Origin of the sequence: Ramlibacter sp. (assembly GCF_036383835.1) — a bacterium.
In the GTDB taxonomy this organism is placed as follows: Bacteria; Pseudomonadota; Gammaproteobacteria; order Burkholderiales; family Burkholderiaceae_C; genus Ramlibacter.
This window is the reverse complement of the sequence record NZ_DASVNN010000032.1, coordinates 1-17,026: the sequence shown is the minus strand read 5'-3', so window position 1 is coordinate 17,026 and position 17,026 is coordinate 1. Positions and strand designations below refer to the sequence as shown.

The window sequence follows — 17,026 nt, the reverse complement described above, 5'->3', positions numbered from 1 at the left end:
GGGTTGTAGCTGAAGTCCGGGTTTTTGGCCTGCGCCACGATCTGCAGCGTGCCATCGGGCAGCGGGAACTCCCGGCCGCCGATGGTGACGGGGAAGGCTCCCATGACGCGGCCGTCGCCACCGAGCATGTAGAGCATCTGGTCCGACTTGTCGATGCGCAGCGACGCCGCCTTGGGCATGGCCGCCGCACGGCCGACGTCGGTCACCACGACCGCCTGCCCGGCCTGCAGGTTGCGCCCCTTGTTGAGGGCGGCCAGCAGCTTCGGGCTCATGTGGAAGCGTTCGCTGACCGCCTCGGACATGCCCTCGTAGCCCAGCGAGGGCAGTTGCGACTGGGCCACCGGATCGTCCTTCGGGATCTTCGCGTAGGGCCCGTTGACGTCCTGCTCCGTGAGCACGTAGGTCCCGAACGCCGGGGCCTGCTGCTGCGACAGCGCCTGCCAGGTGGCCTCGTCGACCTGCCCCGTCTCCTGCAGGCCGCGCGACTGCTGGAACGCGGCCAGCGCCTTCTTCATGTTGGTGCCGAAACTGCCGTCGATCTCGCCGACCGAGAACCATTGGCGGTCCAGCATCACCTGGGCGCGGATCACCGCCGGGCCCTTGTCACCGTGCTTCAGCACCGGCATGGCACTGTCCGCATTGAGCGCGGTCATGTGCGCGGTGGCGTCGGCGGGAAAGCCCGCGGGCACGACGGCCGCTGTCGACGCATGCGTGGAGGCCGCATGCGCGCCGGGTTTCGACGCTTTCTGCTGCGCGAGCGCCGCGGGCGCGACCGCCGCGAGGCTCAGGGGCAGCGCGAGCGCGAGGGCGCGCAGGAGGACGGGGTTGTTGTACATGGCAAAGACTCCCTATGGCTTTGCCCTACCGTAGCGCTGGCCGCGCGCGCGCCTTGTAGTCGCGCGGCCAAGCACAAGGTAGTCGCGGTGCTGACCGCGCCCTAGCGCTCAGCTTGCCTGGACGTCGATGTGGTACAGCCCCCAGGGACACAGCGCGAAGCGCTGGTCGACCGGCTTCGCGGCCATGTCGGGAAAGCGGTCGGCGTCGTACACCGCCCACAGCGGCCCGAGTCCGCCGAGCGCCATCGTCTGGCCGTCGAGGTGCGTCGCGACGATGAATCCGTACTTCGCGGCATCGGCAATGGAGATCGTCGGCGCGTAGCCGTCCACCGCGCGCATCGCGAGCCTGCCGGCGCTTGCGCGCACGCCGGCGGCGCGCAGCACGTCGACCAGCGCCGGGCCGGACAGCGCGTGCGGCTTCCGGTCGTATTCCAGCGTGGGACGGATGGTGCGCGACGGCATCGCGGCGAGCGTCGCGAAGTCGAAGGCATGCGCCTTGGCGAAGGCGAGCTTCTGCTTCGCCATCATCTGGTCGCGCACCGGGTCGAAGGCGCCGCGGTTGGGCCGCACGCCCTCGCCCGTGACGGTCAGCAGCGCCGGGCCGCGCTTGCCGCGCGCGGCCGGGGCCTGCGCGCCGGCGGGCACGCTCGCCGCGGCGAATGCCGCGGCCAGGAACTGGCGTTTGTCCATGTCCTCCTCCGAAGCGGCCGGCGGCCGCGGCGCATGATAGACCGCGGCGGGACCGGGACCCTACGCCTGTCCCTGCGCCGCCTTGCGGTCCGCCACCACCTTCTGCGCGGCGGGCCGCTCGCCGATGAACTTCACGTAGGGCTTGTAGTCCACGCCGGCGGCCAGCAGCAGGTCCTCGCCGTAGACCGCCTTGGTGGCCATGCCCACCAGCGGCAGGTCGGCGAAGGCGGAGCAATCGGCCATGGTGAAGGTGTCGCCCGCCACGTAGGGCGAGAACTTCGCCAGGCGCTGGAAGCCCGCGATCTTCTGCTCCAACTCGCGCCGGATGCGCGCGGCATTGCCCTCCGACAGCGGCGGCGCGCCGAAGAAGGCGGCCGGATAGAGTTGCCGCGCCGCCATCTCCAGGTGCCAGTCGAGGAAGGTCACCAGCTCGCGCACCTTGGCCGCGGCGAAGGGATCCTTCGGCAGCAGCGGCGTCCCGGGATGGGCCTGCTCCAGGTATTCGAGGATGGGCTGGCTCTCGCACACGCAGCCCTGCTCGGTGGTGAGGAAGGGGATCTTGCCGAGCGGCGACTGCCGCAGCAGCGCCTCGTCCTTCTCCTTCACGCCCGCGTGCTTCTCCTCGAAGGGGATGCCCTTTTCCAGCAGCGCCAGCTTGACCTTGTTGTAGTAGTTGCTGATCGCGAAGCCGTGCAGCGTCAACATGCTCAGTCCGCCTTCGCGCCCGATTCCTTCACCACCTTGGCCCACTTCACCGTCTCGGCCTGCATGAAGGTGACGAGCGCTTCCGGGGTGCCGGTGTTGATCTCCAGGCCGAGGCCGTTGAGCTTGGCCTTCACGTCCGGCATCGCCATCACCTTGAGCGTCTCGGCGTTGATGCGCATCTGCACGTCGCGCGGGATGCCGGGCGAGCCGTACAGGCCGAACCAGGAGGTCGCCTCGAAGCCGGGAATGCCGGACTCCGCCACCGTGGGGATGTCGGGTGCCGCGGGCGAACGCTGCGCGCTGGTCACCGCCAGTCCCTTGAGCTCGCCGTTCTTCACCAGCGGCAGCGAGGACGGCACGTTGTCGAACATCAGCTGCACGCGCCCGCCCAGCAGGTCGGGGATGGCCTGCGCCCGGCCCTTGTAGGGGATGTGCTGCATCTTCACGCCGGCCATGGTGTTGAACAGCTCGCCGGAGAGGTGGATCGAAGTGCCGCTGCCGGCGGACCCGAAGGACAGCGGCTGCTTCTTCGCCAGCTCGATCAGCTCCTTCACGTTGTTGGCCGGTACCGTCTTGTTCACCACCAGCAGGTTGGGCGTGGAGGCGAGGAAGGTGATCGGCGTGAAGTCCTTCAGGTGGTTGTACGGCATCTTGTCGTACAGCGCGGCGTTGATCGCGTGCGTGCCGACGGTGCCCACCACCAGCGTGTAGCCGTCGCCCGGCGCCTTGGCCACGATGTCGGCGCCGATGTTGCCGCCGGCGCCCGGCTTGTTGTCCACCGTGACCGGCTGGCCGAGGGAGCCCCATTTCTCGGCGAGCACGCGGGCCAGCGTGTCGGGCGCGCCGCCCGGCGGGAAGGTCACGACGATGCGGATCGGCTTGGTCGGCCAGTGGGCCTGGGCGTGGACGGCGAAAGGCGCGGTGGCCGCCAGGCCGAGGCCGGCGAGGGCGGCGAGGACGCGCAGGCGCGAGCGTTGCATCGAAGTCTCCTGTGCTGTACGGGTTGGCATGCCACCGATTCTGGAGGCCTCCCGCGCCCCGCACGCCTAGGGTTTCCGCGTCTTCCGTCGCTCAGCGGACAGCCGCGCCCGCTATCCTCTCGGGCCATGGAGTCCCCTGCCCTGCCCGCGCCCGAGGAGATCGCCCTGCTGGAGCCCTTCGAGCGGCTGGGCCTCGAACGCATCGCCGTGGTCAGCACGGCCGAGCAGGCCCGCCTGGCGGCCGATGCCCTGCTGCAGGAGCCCGTGTGGGGCTTCGACACCGAATCGCGCCCGACCTTCACGGCCGGCGAGGCTTCGGACGGGCCGCACGTCGTGCAGCTCGCCACGTTGGAGGCGGCCTTCGTGTTCCAGCTGCACGATCCGCGCTGCCGCGCGATCACCGGCGAGCTGCTGTCGCAGCCGGGAATCGTCAAGGCGGGCTTCGGCCTGCACGACGACAAGCGCCGGATCACGCACAAGCTGGGCGTCGAGCCCCTGGACGTGCTGGACCTCGACACGGTGTTCCGCAGGCTCGGCTACCGCCGGCAGATGGGCATCAAGGCGGCGATCGCGGTGCTGTTCGAGCGGCGCTACCTGAAGTCGAAGCGCGCGGCGACGTCGAACTGGTCGCACCGGCAGCTGACGGCGTCGCAACTGCTGTACGCGGCGAACGATGCGTGGGCGGCGTTGCGCGTGTATCACGCGCTGGGGCTGCCGGATGAGTTGTCATCCCGGGCTTGACCCGGGATCCATGGATTGCGGGTCAAGCCCGCAATGACAAGCAGGGGACCGTCACTGGATGATCTTGAACAGGCGGCCGATCAGGTCGTTGATCACGTCGCCCACCGGATCGCGCGGCGGCTCGGGCGGCTTCGGACGCGGCCGCGGGATGTCGAATTCCACGCGCGCGTCGACCGCGTGCGTGCGCAAGGCCTGCGTGAAGAAATCGCCCACGATCGGCAGCGCGCTGCGGGCGCCCTGCCCCCAGCTCTCGCCCATCGCCACCTTGTTGTCGCTGAAGCCGACCCAGGCGCCCGACACCAGCTGCGGGTGCATCATGATGAACCAGCCGTCGCTGTTGTCCTGCGTGGTGCCGGTCTTGCCGGCGACGTCGGCCTGGATGCCGTAGCGGGTGCGGATCGCCGTGCCGGTGCCTTCGTCGACCACGCCGCGCATCACGTTCACCAGCTGCAGCGCCGTCGCGCGCGGCATCGCCTCGACGATCTGCGGCCGCGTGAACACTGCCAGCGTGCGGCCCTTCTTGTCCTCGATGCGCGTGATCAGCTGCGGCTGTCCGACGTAGCGGCCGTTGTTGGCCAGCGTGGCATAGGCCGACACCATCTCGCGCAGCGTCACCGGGCTCGTGCCCAGCGCCAGCGAGGGCACGGCGTCCAGCTTGCTGTCGCGCACGCCCAGCTGCGCCGCGAGCTCGGCCACCTTGGCCGGGCCGACCTTCTGCACCAGTTGCGCGGTGATGCTGTTGCGCGAGTGCACGAGGCCGTCGCGCAGCGTCATGGGCTGGTAGCTGGGCGGCGTGGAATCGCGCGGGCTCCAGACGCCGGAGCCGTGCTCGCGGATCGAGACCGGTTCATCGATGAAGGTGTCCTCGGGCGACATGCCCTGCAGGAACGCCGCGCCGTACACGAAGGGCTTGAAGGTGGAACCGGGCTGGCGCCGCGCCTGGTTCACGTGGTCGAACTGCGCCTGCGTGAAGTCGGCGCTGCCCACCCACGCCTTGACCTGGCCGCTGCGCGGATCGAGCGCGAGAAAGCCCGCCTGCAGCAGCTGGCGTTCTTCGCCGCGCCGGCGGCTGCGGTCCGCGAGGTCCTGCAGCTGGCGCATCTGGCGCGCGACCGCGGCGTTGGCAGCCTTCTGCAGGCGCGTGTCGATGGTCGTGCGCACCACCAGGCCGTCGGCGTAGATGTCGTGGTCCTCGCTGTCGGCCCAGGCGATCAGCCACTTGCGCAGGTGCTGGGCGACGTGCGGGGCGATGCCGATCGGCTCGTTCTGCTTTTCGAAGTCGAGCCGCAGCGGCCGCGCGGCCAGCACCTCGGCGCGCTTTTCGTCGAGCTTGCCGGCCTTGACCATCTGCGCCAGCACCAGGTTGCGGCGATCGCGCGCGCGCTCCGGGTTCAGCACCGGGTTGTAGTAGGCGGTGCCCTTGAGCATGCCCACGAGCGTGGCGGCCTCCGACACGTCGAGCTTGTCGGCCGACTTGTCGAAATAGGTGCGCGCGGCCATCTCGATGCCGAACGCGTTGTAGAGGAAAGGCACCGTGTTCAGGTAGGTCTCGAGGATCTCGTCCTTCGAGTACACCGCCTCGATCTTCAGCGCGGTGATCGCCTCCTTGGCCTTGCGGTTGACCGACACCGCGCGCCCGATCTCGTCCGGGTACATGTTGCGGGCGAGCTGCTGCGTGATGGTGGAACCGCCCTCGCGCTTGCCGCGCAGGGTGTTCAGCACCGCCGCGCCGGTGCGCCGCACGTCGATGCCGTGGTGTTCGTAGAAGCGGCGGTCCTCGGTGGAGATCAGCGCATCGACCACCGGCTTCGAGATCTTCTTGAGCGGCACCCACTGCCGGTTCACGCGCTTGAATTCCGCCAGCACCACGCCGTCGGCCGACATCAGCACGCTCGGTTCCTCGGCGCGCGCCTTGCGCAAGTCGGAGATGCTGGGCGTGAACGGGATCAGCACCAGCAGGTACAGCACGATCAGCGTGGGCAGGGCCAGCACCGCCTTGGCCGGGTGGCGGCGAGCGAGGTCGCGCAGGCGTCGCAACTGGGCGACGGTCCAGGCCTGGGCCCGGACGAAGGCCGGATTCATCGGGAGCAATCTAGTGGGGAGTTTGGCTGAGCCATGTAGGACTCGGTCGCAAGCGGACGGTTCAGCTCACGAGGTCAAAGGTTGTAACGAGCGAACGATGTTAACCGCCCGCGCGCTTCACTTTCACGCCGCGCTGCTGCAGCAGAGCCATGATCTTTTCCACGTGGTCGCCCTGGACCTCGATCGTGCCGTCCTTCACGGTGCCGCCGGAACCGCAGGCGGCTTTCAGTTCCTGGCTCAGCTTCAGCAGGTCGCCGGCAGCGCCGCGCACGACGGTCACCGCCTTGCCGCCGCGGCCCTTGGTCTCGCGCAGCACGCGCACGATGCCGTCGGCGGAAGGCGCGGCTTCGGTCGCGGGTTTGCGGCAGGTGCATTGGACCGTGGGCCGGCGGCACACCGGGCACATGCGGCCGCCTTCGGTGGAGTACACCAGGCCGCCACTGGAGGATTTCGGTTTCATCGCGGGCGAAGTATGCCCGCGCGGCGGATCACCGCCGAGAAGCGATCCACTCGATCACGACGACGACCGCCGCGATCAGCAACACCCACACCTCGACCGAGTTCATGGAGTGCTCCGCATACGAACTCGGCACGGCCCGGGAAATCTGGTGAAGGATCTGCATGGCGCCCTCCTCGAATTGGCGGGATGCCGGTCAACGCCCTGCAGCAAAGTTAGCACCCGGTGCGCGCGCCTGCATCGGTCGAACGGGAGGCACCGTGCGCGCATCAGGGGCTTGCGCGTGCTTTGGTACTCAGTACAGCGGCGGCGTGCTCGCGGGCGGCTTGCGCACGCGCGCCGCCTGTTCGAAAGCGTAAGCGCAGGACAGCAACTTCGCCTCGCTGTAATCGAGTGCGAGCAACTCGGCGCCGATCGGCACGCCGAGCGGCGCGGTCGCGCTCGGCTCGGAGAATCCACCGGGGAAGGTCACCGCCGGAAAGCCGGTGCCGTGCGACAGCATGCCATTGCGCTCCGGTTGCTCCGCCAGGCCCGCGCGCGCCACCAGCACGCGCTGCAGCGGATAGAGGATGGCATCCAGTTGCAGGTCCGCCATCGCCGCCGCCACCAGCACGCGCAAGTTGTCGCGGTTGAGCATGCGCTCGCGGTAGGTGGCGTCGGCGAGGCCATCCTCGATCGCGATCTCCGCCTCCATCGTCTTCTGGATGTCCGGAGAGGCAGTCTTCGTATCCACGAGCTGGCGGAAGCTCGTGACCGGTTGGTGGGGGCCGAGCCCCGCGAAGTACCTGTCGAAGGCGGCGCGCGCCTCGAAGCGGTCGGTGCTCACGTTGGCCGCCAGCGCGTCGAACCCGGGAAGGGAGAAGCGCACGACCGTCGCGCCCTGCGACTCCATCGTGCGCATCACCTGCTCCATCACGCGATTCACCTTCGCATGCCGCGCCTCGGCGCCGCAGAGGTTTTCCAGCAGGCCGATGCGCGCGCCCTGCAGCGCGTTCGCATCGAGGCCCGCCGCGTAGCTACGCGGCGGCTTGCCCATCCCCAGCGCGGTCACCGGATCCCGCGGGTCGTAGCCCACCATCGCATCGAGCAGCAGTGCGGCGTCCTTCACCGTGCGCGCGATCGGCCCGGCCTCGTCCTGCGTGAAGCTGTTGGGCATGACGCCGCCGCGGCTCACCAGCCCGCGCGTGGGCCGCACGCCCACCAGGCTGCAGGCCGAGGCGGGCGAACGGATCGACTGCCCGGTGTCGCTGCCAGTGCCGAGCACGGCGAAGCTGGCGGCGATCGCCGCGCCGGTGCCACCGCTGGAGCCGCCCGGCGTGCGCGTGAGGTCGTAGGGATTGAGCACCTGCCCGCCGAGGCTGCTGACCGACACGCCGCCGCGCGCGAACTCCTGCAGGTTCGCCTTGCCCAGGATCAGCGCGCCGGCCTGGCGAATCCGCTCCACCGTGAAGGCGTCGGCGGCGGGCTGCGAATCCTTCATGGCGACGCTGCCGCCGCTGGTGGGCATGTCCTTCGTGTCGAAGTTGTCCTTCAGGATCACCGGGATGCCGTGCAGCGGACCGACGCGGCCCTGCTTCGCCCGGTATTGGGCATCCAGGCGCGCCGCTTCCTCCAGCGCCTTCGGGTTCACGGTGATCATCGCGCGCAGCGCGGGACCGCGGCGGTCGTACGCCTCGATGCGCGCGAGGCAGCCCTGCACCAGTTCGACGACGGTGAGATCGCCGCTGCGGAAGGCGGCATGGATGCCGTCGATGGTTGCTTCTTCGAGGACGAAGTTCATCGGCGCCATTGTGGCGCGGCCGTGCTCAGGGCAGGTTCTCGCGGAACACCACCTGGCTGCGCACCTGCTCGACCCCGCTGTTCGGCTCGCGGCCGTCGCGCAGGTTGGCGAAGATGCGCACGCAGTTCATCACCGCGCCCTGCGGGTTCTGCGTGATCACCGCGTCCATCGTGCCGTCGATCAGCAGGGCGCGCGTGTCGGGCGTGAGGCCGTGGCCGATGAAGACCGGCTTGGCGGCCAGCCGCGCCTCGTGGATCGCGCGGCCGATGCCTTCGGCGCCGCCGCCGATGTTGTAGATGCCGGAGAGGTCCGGGTGCTGCTCGAACAGGGCGCGCGCCTGCCGGTAGTTTTTCTGCGCGTCGTCGTGCCCTTCGCGCAGGCCCACCACGCGCACGCCGGGATACTGCTCGTCGAACAGGTGCAGGAAGCCGGCCTCGCGCTCCTCGTGCGCACGATAACTCAATGAGCCGGCGATCATCGCCACCTTGGCGCCGCCGCTGCGCGCGGCCGGGCCCATGAAACGCGCGATCAGGTAAGCGGCGGTGCGGCCCGCCGCGCGGTTGTCGAGGCCGACGTAGGCGGCGCGGCGCGAGTTCGACAGGTCGGAGATCAGCGTGATGGTGGGCACGCCGCGGTCGGCGAGTTCGGCCACCGCCTCGCGCACGACCGGATGCTCCAGCGCCATGAAGGCGATGCCGTCGCTCTTCCTGCCGTGCCGCAGCAACTGCCGCGCGAGCGCCGCCGGATCGAAGCTCTCGATGTATTCGGCCTGGCAGCGCACGTTGAACGGCTCCCAGTGCTCGTGCGAATAGCCGATCAGGTCGCCCAGCATGCGCAGGAAGCGGTTGCTGCCCTCCGGGATCAGGAAGGACAGGCGCAGCGGCCTGGTCGCGATCGCGGCCTGCGTCTGCGCGGGCGCGGCATACCCCAGGTCGGACGCCGCGCGCATCACCCGCTGCACCGTGGAGGCGCGCACGCCGCTGCGGCCGTGCAGCACCCGGTCCACCGTGGCGAGCGACACTTCGGCGCGGAGCGCCACTTCTTCCATGCGCGGCAGGGACACCTCAGAACCCCTCAAATCGCCGGTTTGACGCGTCCGGCCTCTGGCGCCTACTCTAGCGGCACTCAAGGGGGCGGACAAGCCGGACGTCCTCAGAAGACCTCAAAACCCCTCAGACCAGGAGACAAGACCATGACCCGGACGACCGCCACGCGCCGTACCGTTCTGCGCCAGCTCGGCGCCCTCCCCGCCGCCACGTTCGCGGCCGCCGTGCCGCGTTTCGCGCACGCCGCGGAGTACTCGCTGAAGTACGGCAACAACCTGCCGGTGACGCATCCGCTGAACGTGCGCGCGCAGGAAGCCGCGGACCGCGTCGCCAGGGAGAGCAAGGGCCGCGTCGAGATCAAGATCTTCCCGAACAACCAGCTGGGCGGCGACACCGACATGCTGGCGCAGGTGCGCTCGGGCGGCATCGACTTCTTCACGCCGTCGGCGCTGGTGATCGCCACGCTGGTGCCGGTGGCCGCGATCAACGCCACCGGTTTCGCCTTCGCCGACTACGGCCAGGTGTGGAACGCCATGGACGGCAAGGTCGGCGCGCACGTGCGCTCGGCGATCGCCAAGATGCGCCTGCATGCCTTCGAGAAGATGTGGGACAACGGCTTCCGCCAGATGACCAGCAGCAAGGCGCCGATCGCCTCCGCGAAGGACATGGACGGCCTGAAGATCCGCGTGCCGGTGAGCCCGCTGTCGGTGAGCATGTTCAAGGGCCTGGGCGCCTCGCCCGCCAGCCTGCAGTTCAGCGAGGTCTATTCCGCGCTGCAGACGAAGATCGTCGACGCGCAGGAGAACCCGCTGCCCATCATCCAGGTGGCCAAGCTGTTCGAGGTGCAGAAGCACTGCTCGCTCTCGAACCACATCTGGGACGGCTTCTGGTTCATCGCCAACGGCCGCATGTGGGACGGCCTGCCCGCCGACCTGAAGGGCATCGTCTCCACGGCGATCAACGACGCCGGCCTGAAGCAGCGCGAGGACATCAAGAAGCTCAACGAAACCCTGCAGGCCGACCTCACCGCCAAGGGCCTCGCCTTCAACAAGGCCAGCCCCGACAGCTTCCGCGCCAAGCTGCGCGAAGCCGGTTTCTACGGCGAGTGGAAGGGCCGCTTCGGCGACGAGGCCTGGGGCCTGCTGGAGCAGTCGGTCGGCAAGCTCGCCTGAACCCGCGGATCCGCCCATGTCCGCATCCCTGACGCACGACGCGGCGCCCGTGCCGCCGTCGCAGGCCGCCGTGGGCGGCGCCGCGCACCGCCTCGACCGCGGCCTCGGCGCCGTCGTCGAGACCCTCGCCGCCAGCCTGGTGCTGGTGGAGATCTGCGTGCTGCTCGCCGGCGTGGTCGCGCGCTACGTCTTCCACAAGCCGCTGGTGTGGTCCGACGAACTCGCCTCGGTGCTGTTCCTGTGGCTGTCGATGCTGGGCGCGGTGGTGGCATTGCGCCGCGGCGAGCACATGCGCATGACGGGCCTGGTCAGCCGCGTCGGTCCCGGGGCGCAGGCGATGCTGGAAACACTGGCCCTCACGATTCCACTGGCCTTCCTCGCGCTGGTGATGTGGCCGGCCTTCGAGTACGCCTACGAGGAAGTCCCCGTGGTGAGTCCCGCCATGGAGATCAGCAACGCCTGGCGCGCCAGCGCGATTCCGGTGGGCCTCGGGCTCATGGGCATCGTCGCGCTGCTGCGCCTGTTCCGCCAGCACGCGCCGCGCCGCATCGCGCTGGCGCTCGCCGCGACGGCGGCGGTCGTGGCGCTGTTCTGGTTCGCCGGCCCGGCGCTCGCGCCGCTCGGCAAGCTGAACCTGGTGATCTTCTTCGTGGTGCTGGTCGCGGCCTGCGTGTTCGGCGGCGTGCCGATCGCCTTCTCCTTCGCGCTCGCCACCTTCGGCTACCTCGCGCTCACCACCCGCACGCCGCTGCTGGTGATGGTGGGCCGCCTCGACGAAGGCATGTCGCACCTGATCCTGCTGGCGGTGCCGCTGTTCATCTTCCTCGGCGCGCTGATCGAGATGACGGGCATGGCGAAAGCCATGATCCAGTTCCTCGCCAGCCTGCTGGGCCACGTGCGCGGCGGCCTGTCGTACGTGCTGATCGGCGCGATGTACCTGGTGTCGGGCATCTCCGGTTCCAAGATCGCCGACATGGCGGCGATCGCGCCGGTGCTGTTCCCCGAGATGAAGAAGCGCGGCGCGAAGCCGGGCGACCTGGTGGCGCTGCTGTCGGCCACCGGCGCGCAGACCGAAACGATCCCGCCTTCGATCGTGCTGATCACCATCGGCTCGGTGACCGGCGTGTCGATCGCGGCCCTGTTCACCGGCGGCCTGCTGCCGGCCGTGGTGGTGGGCGCCTTCCTGTGCGCCGTGGTGTGGTGGCGCTACCGCCGCGAGGACCTGTCGGGCGTCACCCGCTACGGCAAACGCGAGATCGGCCGCTTCCTGCTGGTGGCGCTGCCCGCCATCGCCCTGCCCTTCGTGATCCGCGCCGCGGTGGTCGAAGGCGTCGCCACCGCCACCGAGGTGTCCACCATCGGCATCGTGTACTCGGTGCTGGTAGGCGTGTTCATCCACCGCCAGTTCGACCTGAAGCGGCTCAAGCCGATGCTGGTCGAGACTGCCTCGCTGACCGGCGCGATCATCTTCATCGTCGGCTGCGCCACCGCCATGGCCTGGGGCCTCACGCAATCGGGCTTCTCGCAGGACCTCGCCACCTGGATGAAGGGCATGCCCGGCGGCGCGCTCGGCTTCATGGCGATCTCCATCGTCGCCTTCGTGGTGCTGGGCAGCGTGCTGGAAGGCATCCCGGCGATCGTGCTGTTCGGTCCCCTGCTGTTCCCGATCGCCAAGGCGGTGGGCATCCACGAGGTGCACTACGCGATGGTGGTGATCTTCGCCATGGGCATCGGCCTGTTCGCGCCGCCCTTCGGCGTGGGCTACTACGGCGCCTGCGCCATCAGCAAGATCCATCCCGACGAGGGCCTGCCGCACATCGGCGGCTACATCCTGGCGCTGCTGGTGGGTCTCGTCGTCGTCGCCTTCGTGCCCTGGATCTCCATCGGTTTCCTGAAATGACCCGCCGTCATTCCCGCGGAGGCGGGAACCCAGGGCATTCGCCAGGGCTGCGCGCGAGCGCGCGGTTCGCAAGCCCTGGTTCCCCGCCTCCGCGGGGATGACGCCAACCCATCGAAAGACTTTCGCAATGAGCAGATTCTTCGGCGAGATCCGCCAGGTGGCCTACCTCGTGCCCGACATCGAGGCGGCCATGGACTACTGGGCCAACGTGCTGGGCGTGGGCCCGTGGTTCTACAACCCGCGCGTGCCGATCCGCAACTACACCTACCGCGGCGAGCGCTACGAGCCGCACAATTCGGTGGCGCTGGCGAATGCCGGCGGCCTGCAGGTGGAACTGCTGCAGGTGCGCAACGACGTGCCCTCGATGTACCGCGACTTCATCCGCGCGGGCCACCAGGGCGCACAACACTTCGCCTACTGGACGGAAAACTTCGACGCCGACCTGGAGCGCGCCGAAGCCGCCGGCTTCGAGGTGTGCATGGGCGGCGAGGTCGGCGAGAACGGACGCTTCGTCTACTTCGAGGACCGTTCGCATCCCGGACGGCATCCCGGCACCGTCGTGGAGCTGTCGGAAGTCGCCGGCCCCAAGGGCAAGCTGTTCCGCCTGATCCGCGACGCCGCCCTCGACTGGGACGGCAAGGATCCCGTGCGGCCCTTTCCCGACCTGGACACGCTGTGACGATGCGCGACGATCGCTTCGAGGCCAGCTACCTGATCGAGACGCCGCTGGACCCGGCGCACGTGGCCGAGGTGCTGGCGGGCGAGCAGTCCTGCGGCACCTTCGCGCGGGTCGAGGGCGAGACGGACGCCCTGCGCGAACGCGCGCGCGCCAACGTGGAAGCCATCGAACTGCTGGACGTGGCCGAGCGTCCCGCGCTGCCCAATGGCTGGATGGAACGCCGCGGCATGCTGCGCGAGCCGCAGCGCTGGCAGCGCGCGCGCCTGCGGGTGAGCTTTCCGGTCGCCAACGTCGGCGCCAACCTGCCGACACTCGCCGCGACCGTCTCGGGCAACCTGTTCGACCTCGGCGAAGTGACGGGGCTGCGGCTCGAGTCGCTGCGCCTGCCGGCGGCCTACCGCCGCCAGTTCGACATGCCCGTGCAGGGCATCGACGGCACGCGCCGTCTCACCGGAGTGCAAGGCCGTCCGCTGATCGGCACCATCGTCAAGCCCAACGTGGGCCTGTCGGCGGAAGAGACCGGCGAACTGGCCGGGCGGCTGTGCGAAGCCGGCGTCGATTTCATCAAGGACGACGAGGTCTGCGCCAATCCCGCCCATGCGCCGCTGGAGCAGCGCGTGCGCGCGGTGATGCGCCGCGTGCGCGCCCATCGCGACCGCACCGGCAAGCTCGTGATGGTGGCCTTCAACATCAGCGACGACACGGACGCCATGCGCCGCCACGCCGACCTGGTGGAACGGGAAGGTGGCAGCTGCGTGATGGCGAGCCTCAACTGGTGCGGCTACTCCGCGATCCAGACGCTGCGCCGGCACACCAGCCTCGCGATCCACGGCCACCGCAACGGCTACGGCGCGCTGTCGCGCCATCCGCTGCTGGGATTCTCCTTCCAGGCCTGGCAGGCCTTGTGGCGCCTCGCCGGCGTCGACCACATGCACGTGCACGGCCTGCAGGGCAAGTTCTCGCAGACCGACGAAGAGGTGATCGAGTCGGCGCACGACACGCTGGCGCCGCTGGCCGAAGGCCTGGACGACCGCGTGCTGCCCGCCTTCTCCAACGGCCAGTGGGCCGGCACCGTGCCGGCCACCTGGGACAGCGTGCGCAGCAACGACCTGCTGTTCATGTCCGGCGGCGGCATCCTCGCGCACCCGGACGGCCCGGCCGCCGGCGTGGCCAGCCTGCAGCAGGCATGGGACGCGGTGCAGCGCGGCGAGACGCTCGCCGACCGCGCCGCGCGCTCGCCCGAACTGCGCCACGCCATCGAGTTCTTCGGCAGGAAGGCGGGATGACCTCTCCCCGCGTGGGCTGGTACGGCGACGACTTCACCGGCGCGAGCGACACGCTGGCGGTGTTCACGCAGGCCGGCTTGCGCGCCTTGCTGTTCCTCGGCGTGCCCTCGGAGCAGCAGCAGGACGAAGCGCAGCGCGTGCTGGGCGGACCGCCGGATGCCGTGGGCATCGCCGGCGCCACGCGCAGCATGGCGCCCGATGCGATGCGGCGCGAGCTCGCGCCGGCCGGCGCGTTCTTCGCGCGCCAGCAGGTGCGGGTGCTGCACTACAAGGTGTGCTCCACCTTCGACAGCGCACCCGGCACCGGCAGCATCGGCGCGGCCGTGGCCACGCTGCGCCCGCACGTGGAAAATCCGATGGTGGCGATCGCCGGCGGCCAGCCCAGCCTGGGCCGCTACTGCGCCTTCAGCAACCTGTTCGCCGCGTCCGGCCGCGGCGGCGCGGTGGAACGCATCGACCGCCACCCCACCATGCGCCAGCATCCGGTGACGCCGATGCACGAGGCGGACCTGCGCCGGCACCTCGCGCTGCAGGGCCTGGAGACGATGGGCGCGCTGCACTATCCGGTCTACGACCTGCGCGAGGACGAACAGGACGCGGCGCTGCGCGCAGCCGCCGATGCAGCGTCGTCCGCCGTGCTGTTCGACGTGGCCCATGCCAACCACCTGCGACCGCTGGGCCGCCTGCTCTGGGATTCCGCGCAGCGGCAGCGGCTGCTGGCCGTGGGGCCGAGCAGCGTCGCGCAAGCGCTGGTGGCGCACTGGGGCACGGATTCGCAGCCGCACTCCGCACCGCGGCTCGCACCTGCATCCGGGCCGGTGTTCGTGCTGGCCGGCAGCCTGTCCCCGGTGACGGCGCGGCAGGTGCGCGCCGCGCGCTCTTACCAGCCCCTGACTATCTCCAGCGCGACGCTGCTCGATGCCCAGGCCCGTGCGCGCGCAGTGCAGGCGATCGGCGAGGCGCTGCGCGCCGGCCGCCACGTGCTGGCCTTCAGCGCGCCGGACGATCCCGCCGCCGCCGACACGCGCCAGGCGCGCGACGTCGCCGCCGCATCGGCGCGGCTGCTGCGTGAAGTGCTCGAAGGCGCATGGCGCGACGGCCGGCCGCTGCGCCGCGTCGGCGTCGCGGGCGGCGACACCTCGAGCCTCGCCGTGCAGGCGCTGGCGCCCTGGGCGCTGTCCTGCGCCGCCACGCTCGGCGCGGGTGTGACGGTGAGCCGCGCGCATGCCACGCACCCCGCCGTCGACGGCCTCGAGCTGATGCTCAAGGGCGGCCAGATGGGCGCGGAGAGCGTGTTCGAGGAATTGCTCGCCCGCTAGGCGAACGCCCCCGGATCCGCGGCCGGCACCGCCATGTGCCACACGGCGCCCTCCTGCGAGGACCCGAAGGGGTAGACATCCGGCTCGCCCTCGCCCACCTGCACGTCCGGCTCGGAGCGGAACAGGCGGCCGAACAGCTTGCGGCTGTGCGCATTGAGGCGCTCCACGAAGTAGCGGTGCGCCCCCAGGCCGACCTGGCTGTTCGAGAAGTCGACATAGCGGAAGCCCGGGCCGCGCAGCAGGTCGGTGCCGGGCGCCGCGCCCAGCTTCTCCTGCTTGCCGCCGTCGGCGATGAAGGCGCCGAACAGCACCGAATCGCCCTTGTGGAAGGCGAGGTAGGTGCGGCCGCGCGGCCGCAGCTGGTGCGCCCAGCCCTTGTGGCCGTCGGCACGCACGCAAGGCGCGAGCAGCACGATGTTGTGGGCCGCGCCCAGCGATTCGGCCGCGCCGGGCACCTCCAGCGCGTTCTGCAGGTAGTGCGCGCCCAGGCTGTGCGCCGCGATCGAGAAGCGCTGCGCGTTGGAGATCAGCCGCGCCGTCGCCATGTGGCGCAGGAAGCGCGCGAGCGCGTCGACGGCATCGAGCGCGTTGGTCTTGGCCTGGTGGTAGCGGCGCGCGAGCTGCTGGCCCGTCGGCGTGTTGCGGTTCAGGGGATTGACCATGGCGATCTCGCCTTCTTCCGCCGGCACGTCGGGCGCCTCCAGCCGCGGCAGCGGGCTGCCGTCGCACAGCAGGCCCTCGGAAGCCCAGGAGAAGCCGATCACTTCCACGTCGTATTCCGCTTCCAGCTGGGCGCAGCGGTTGAAGCAGTGCGTGGGCGTGGTGCCGTGGCCGTGGATGTAGACGAGCAGCGGCCGCGGACCGCGGAACAGCGGCAGCAGCAGGTCGAGCGCGTCGGCCTCGCTGGCCTCGTCGTCGACGTCGGCGACCGCCCAGCGGCTGCCGCCGTCGCGGGTGACCGAAGCGACGCCGATGCGGCTGGCGCCGGGAGCGAAACCGGGAGCGAAGGCCGACGCGTCCTGGTGGTGCGGCAGCACGTGGCGGTGGGTGAAGACGAGCATGGGGGACTCCTCGCGTGGCGAGCGGAAAGTCTGCTCCGCGCCGGCGCGCCCGTCAGCCACCCCGATGGGGGAGCAGCGCAGCGCGGCTTGGGTTCTCCCTAGCATGCGCGTCCTACGGCCGGGCGTAGCATGCCGCGTTCCCGAACGAAACCGCGCTCCGGAAAGCGCCCATCAGCACAGGAGGCGTCGATGCCCGAATCCAAGCTGCGGCCCAACCGCCGGCAGATCCTTTCCGCAGCCGCCGCCCTCGGCGCGGCGGCGGTCGCTCCAGGTCTTGCGCGCGCCCAGGGCG

Annotated in this window: 16 protein-coding genes; 6 read left to right on the top strand and 10 right to left on the bottom strand. The window is 70.2% G+C overall.

Translation table 11 applies throughout. The features are described 5' to 3' along the window. The 4 genes from VF522_RS05540 to VF522_RS05525 all read right to left on the bottom strand — a co-directional run. Positions 1-836, bottom strand: an 836-nt coding sequence (locus VF522_RS05540; RefSeq protein WP_330907235.1) for a L,D-transpeptidase family protein, incomplete at its 3' end; no start/stop codon positions are given. Positions 837-944: 108 nt separating this feature from the next. Then, positions 945-1,526, bottom strand: coding sequence for a molybdopterin-dependent oxidoreductase (locus VF522_RS05535; protein ID WP_330907234.1), 582 nt, complete (start codon positions 1,524-1,526; stop codon positions 945-947). A gap of 60 nt (positions 1,527-1,586) precedes the next feature. Continuing rightward, positions 1,587-2,231 (bottom strand): glutathione S-transferase, encoded by a 645-nt coding sequence (locus VF522_RS05530; RefSeq protein ID WP_330907233.1) that lies wholly within the window; start codon positions 2,229-2,231, stop codon positions 1,587-1,589. Between the two features lie 2 nt (positions 2,232-2,233). Further along, positions 2,234-3,211, bottom strand: coding sequence for a tripartite tricarboxylate transporter substrate binding protein (locus tag VF522_RS05525; protein ID WP_330907232.1), 978 nt, complete (start codon positions 3,209-3,211; stop codon positions 2,234-2,236). A 126-nt stretch (positions 3,212-3,337) separates the two neighbouring features. Between VF522_RS05525 and VF522_RS05520 the strand changes: the two genes are divergently transcribed. Further along, positions 3,338-3,952, top strand: a complete 615-nt coding sequence (locus VF522_RS05520; RefSeq protein WP_330907231.1) for a 3'-5' exonuclease — start codon at positions 3,338-3,340, stop codon at positions 3,950-3,952. Positions 3,953-4,003: 51 nt separating this feature from the next. Here VF522_RS05520 and VF522_RS05515 read toward each other — a convergent pair whose 3' ends face one another. The 5 genes from VF522_RS05515 to VF522_RS05495 all read right to left on the bottom strand — a co-directional run bounded on the left by VF522_RS05515 (position 4,004) and on the right by VF522_RS05495 (position 9,319). Beyond that, the gene (locus VF522_RS05515; RefSeq protein WP_330907230.1) at positions 4,004-6,034 is read right to left on the bottom strand and encodes a penicillin-binding protein 1A; all 2,031 of its coding nucleotides are present in this window, start codon (positions 6,032-6,034) and stop codon (positions 4,004-4,006) included. A gap of 100 nt (positions 6,035-6,134) precedes the next feature. After that, a complete protein-coding gene (locus VF522_RS05510; RefSeq protein WP_330907229.1) occupies positions 6,135-6,494 on the bottom strand; it encodes a translation initiation factor Sui1 in 360 nt (119 codons plus the stop codon). Between the two features lie 28 nt (positions 6,495-6,522). Further along, a complete protein-coding gene (locus tag VF522_RS05505; protein WP_330907228.1) occupies positions 6,523-6,657 on the bottom strand; it encodes a hypothetical protein in 135 nt (44 codons plus the stop codon). A 129-nt stretch (positions 6,658-6,786) separates the two neighbouring features. Next, complete coding sequence (locus VF522_RS05500; protein WP_330907227.1) at positions 6,787-8,271, bottom strand: amidase family protein; 1,485 nt, start codon at positions 8,269-8,271, stop codon at positions 6,787-6,789. A gap of 25 nt (positions 8,272-8,296) precedes the next feature. Continuing rightward, a complete protein-coding gene (locus VF522_RS05495) occupies positions 8,297-9,319 on the bottom strand; it encodes a LacI family DNA-binding transcriptional regulator (protein WP_330907236.1) in 1,023 nt (340 codons plus the stop codon). A 144-nt stretch (positions 9,320-9,463) separates the two neighbouring features. Here VF522_RS05495 and VF522_RS05490 point away from each other — a divergent pair, with 144 nt between their 5' ends. The 5 genes from VF522_RS05490 to VF522_RS05470 all read left to right on the top strand — a co-directional run bounded on the left by VF522_RS05490 (position 9,464) and on the right by VF522_RS05470 (position 15,673). Next, positions 9,464-10,489: a TRAP transporter substrate-binding protein gene (locus tag VF522_RS05490; RefSeq protein ID WP_330907226.1), complete on the top strand. Its 1,026-nt coding sequence runs from the start codon at positions 9,464-9,466 to the stop codon at positions 10,487-10,489. A 16-nt stretch (positions 10,490-10,505) separates the two neighbouring features. Continuing rightward, positions 10,506-12,389 carry a TRAP transporter large permease subunit gene (locus VF522_RS05485; RefSeq protein ID WP_330907225.1) on the top strand — a complete coding sequence of 628 codons (1,884 nt, stop codon included), beginning with the start codon at positions 10,506-10,508 and terminating at the stop codon, positions 12,387-12,389. Between the two features lie 127 nt (positions 12,390-12,516). Then, positions 12,517-13,068, top strand: coding sequence for a VOC family protein (locus VF522_RS05480; protein WP_330907224.1), 552 nt, complete (start codon positions 12,517-12,519; stop codon positions 13,066-13,068). Between the two features lie 2 nt (positions 13,069-13,070). Beyond that, positions 13,071-14,354, top strand: a complete 1,284-nt coding sequence (locus tag VF522_RS05475) for a ribulose-bisphosphate carboxylase large subunit family protein (protein WP_330907223.1) — start codon at positions 13,071-13,073, stop codon at positions 14,352-14,354. After that, the gene (locus VF522_RS05470; RefSeq protein ID WP_330907222.1) at positions 14,351-15,673 is read left to right on the top strand and encodes a four-carbon acid sugar kinase family protein; all 1,323 of its coding nucleotides are present in this window, start codon (positions 14,351-14,353) and stop codon (positions 15,671-15,673) included. The genes VF522_RS05475 and VF522_RS05470 overlap by 4 nt, the downstream gene beginning before the upstream one ends. Here the strand turns inward: VF522_RS05470 and VF522_RS05465 are convergent. Next, the gene (locus VF522_RS05465) at positions 15,670-16,734 is read right to left on the bottom strand and encodes an alpha/beta hydrolase (RefSeq protein WP_330907221.1); all 1,065 of its coding nucleotides are present in this window, start codon (positions 16,732-16,734) and stop codon (positions 15,670-15,672) included. The genes VF522_RS05470 and VF522_RS05465 overlap by 4 nt on opposite strands. Positions 16,735-17,026 lie beyond the last annotated feature (292 nt).

What these genes read in the sequence shown, in the direction of transcription:
- VF522_RS05535 (WP_330907234.1), bottom strand. Translation starts at nt 1,526, where the DNA reads ATGGACAAACGCCAGTTCCTGGCCGCGGCATTCGCCGCGGCGAGCGTG.
- VF522_RS05530 (WP_330907233.1), bottom strand. Translation starts at nt 2,231, where the DNA reads ATGTTGACGCTGCACGGCTTCGCGATCAGCAACTACTACAACAAGGTC.
- VF522_RS05525 (WP_330907232.1), bottom strand. Translation starts at nt 3,211, where the DNA reads ATGCAACGCTCGCGCCTGCGCGTCCTCGCCGCCCTCGCCGGCCTCGGC.
- VF522_RS05520 (WP_330907231.1), top strand. Translation starts at nt 3,338, where the DNA reads ATGGAGTCCCCTGCCCTGCCCGCGCCCGAGGAGATCGCCCTGCTGGAG.
- VF522_RS05515 (WP_330907230.1), bottom strand. Translation starts at nt 6,034, where the DNA reads ATGAATCCGGCCTTCGTCCGGGCCCAGGCCTGGACCGTCGCCCAGTTG.
- VF522_RS05510 (WP_330907229.1), bottom strand. Translation starts at nt 6,494, where the DNA reads ATGAAACCGAAATCCTCCAGTGGCGGCCTGGTGTACTCCACCGAAGGC.
- VF522_RS05505 (WP_330907228.1), bottom strand. Translation starts at nt 6,657, where the DNA reads ATGCAGATCCTTCACCAGATTTCCCGGGCCGTGCCGAGTTCGTATGCG.
- VF522_RS05500 (WP_330907227.1), bottom strand. Translation starts at nt 8,271, where the DNA reads ATGAACTTCGTCCTCGAAGAAGCAACCATCGACGGCATCCATGCCGCC.
- VF522_RS05495 (WP_330907236.1), bottom strand. Translation starts at nt 9,319, where the DNA reads ATGGAAGAAGTGGCGCTCCGCGCCGAAGTGTCGCTCGCCACGGTGGAC.
- VF522_RS05490 (WP_330907226.1), top strand. Translation starts at nt 9,464, where the DNA reads ATGACCCGGACGACCGCCACGCGCCGTACCGTTCTGCGCCAGCTCGGC.
- VF522_RS05485 (WP_330907225.1), top strand. Translation starts at nt 10,506, where the DNA reads ATGTCCGCATCCCTGACGCACGACGCGGCGCCCGTGCCGCCGTCGCAG.
- VF522_RS05480 (WP_330907224.1), top strand. Translation starts at nt 12,517, where the DNA reads ATGAGCAGATTCTTCGGCGAGATCCGCCAGGTGGCCTACCTCGTGCCC.
- VF522_RS05475 (WP_330907223.1), top strand. Translation starts at nt 13,071, where the DNA reads ATGCGCGACGATCGCTTCGAGGCCAGCTACCTGATCGAGACGCCGCTG.
- VF522_RS05470 (WP_330907222.1), top strand. Translation starts at nt 14,351, where the DNA reads ATGACCTCTCCCCGCGTGGGCTGGTACGGCGACGACTTCACCGGCGCG.
- VF522_RS05465 (WP_330907221.1), bottom strand. Translation starts at nt 16,734, where the DNA reads ATGCTCGTCTTCACCCACCGCCACGTGCTGCCGCACCACCAGGACGCG.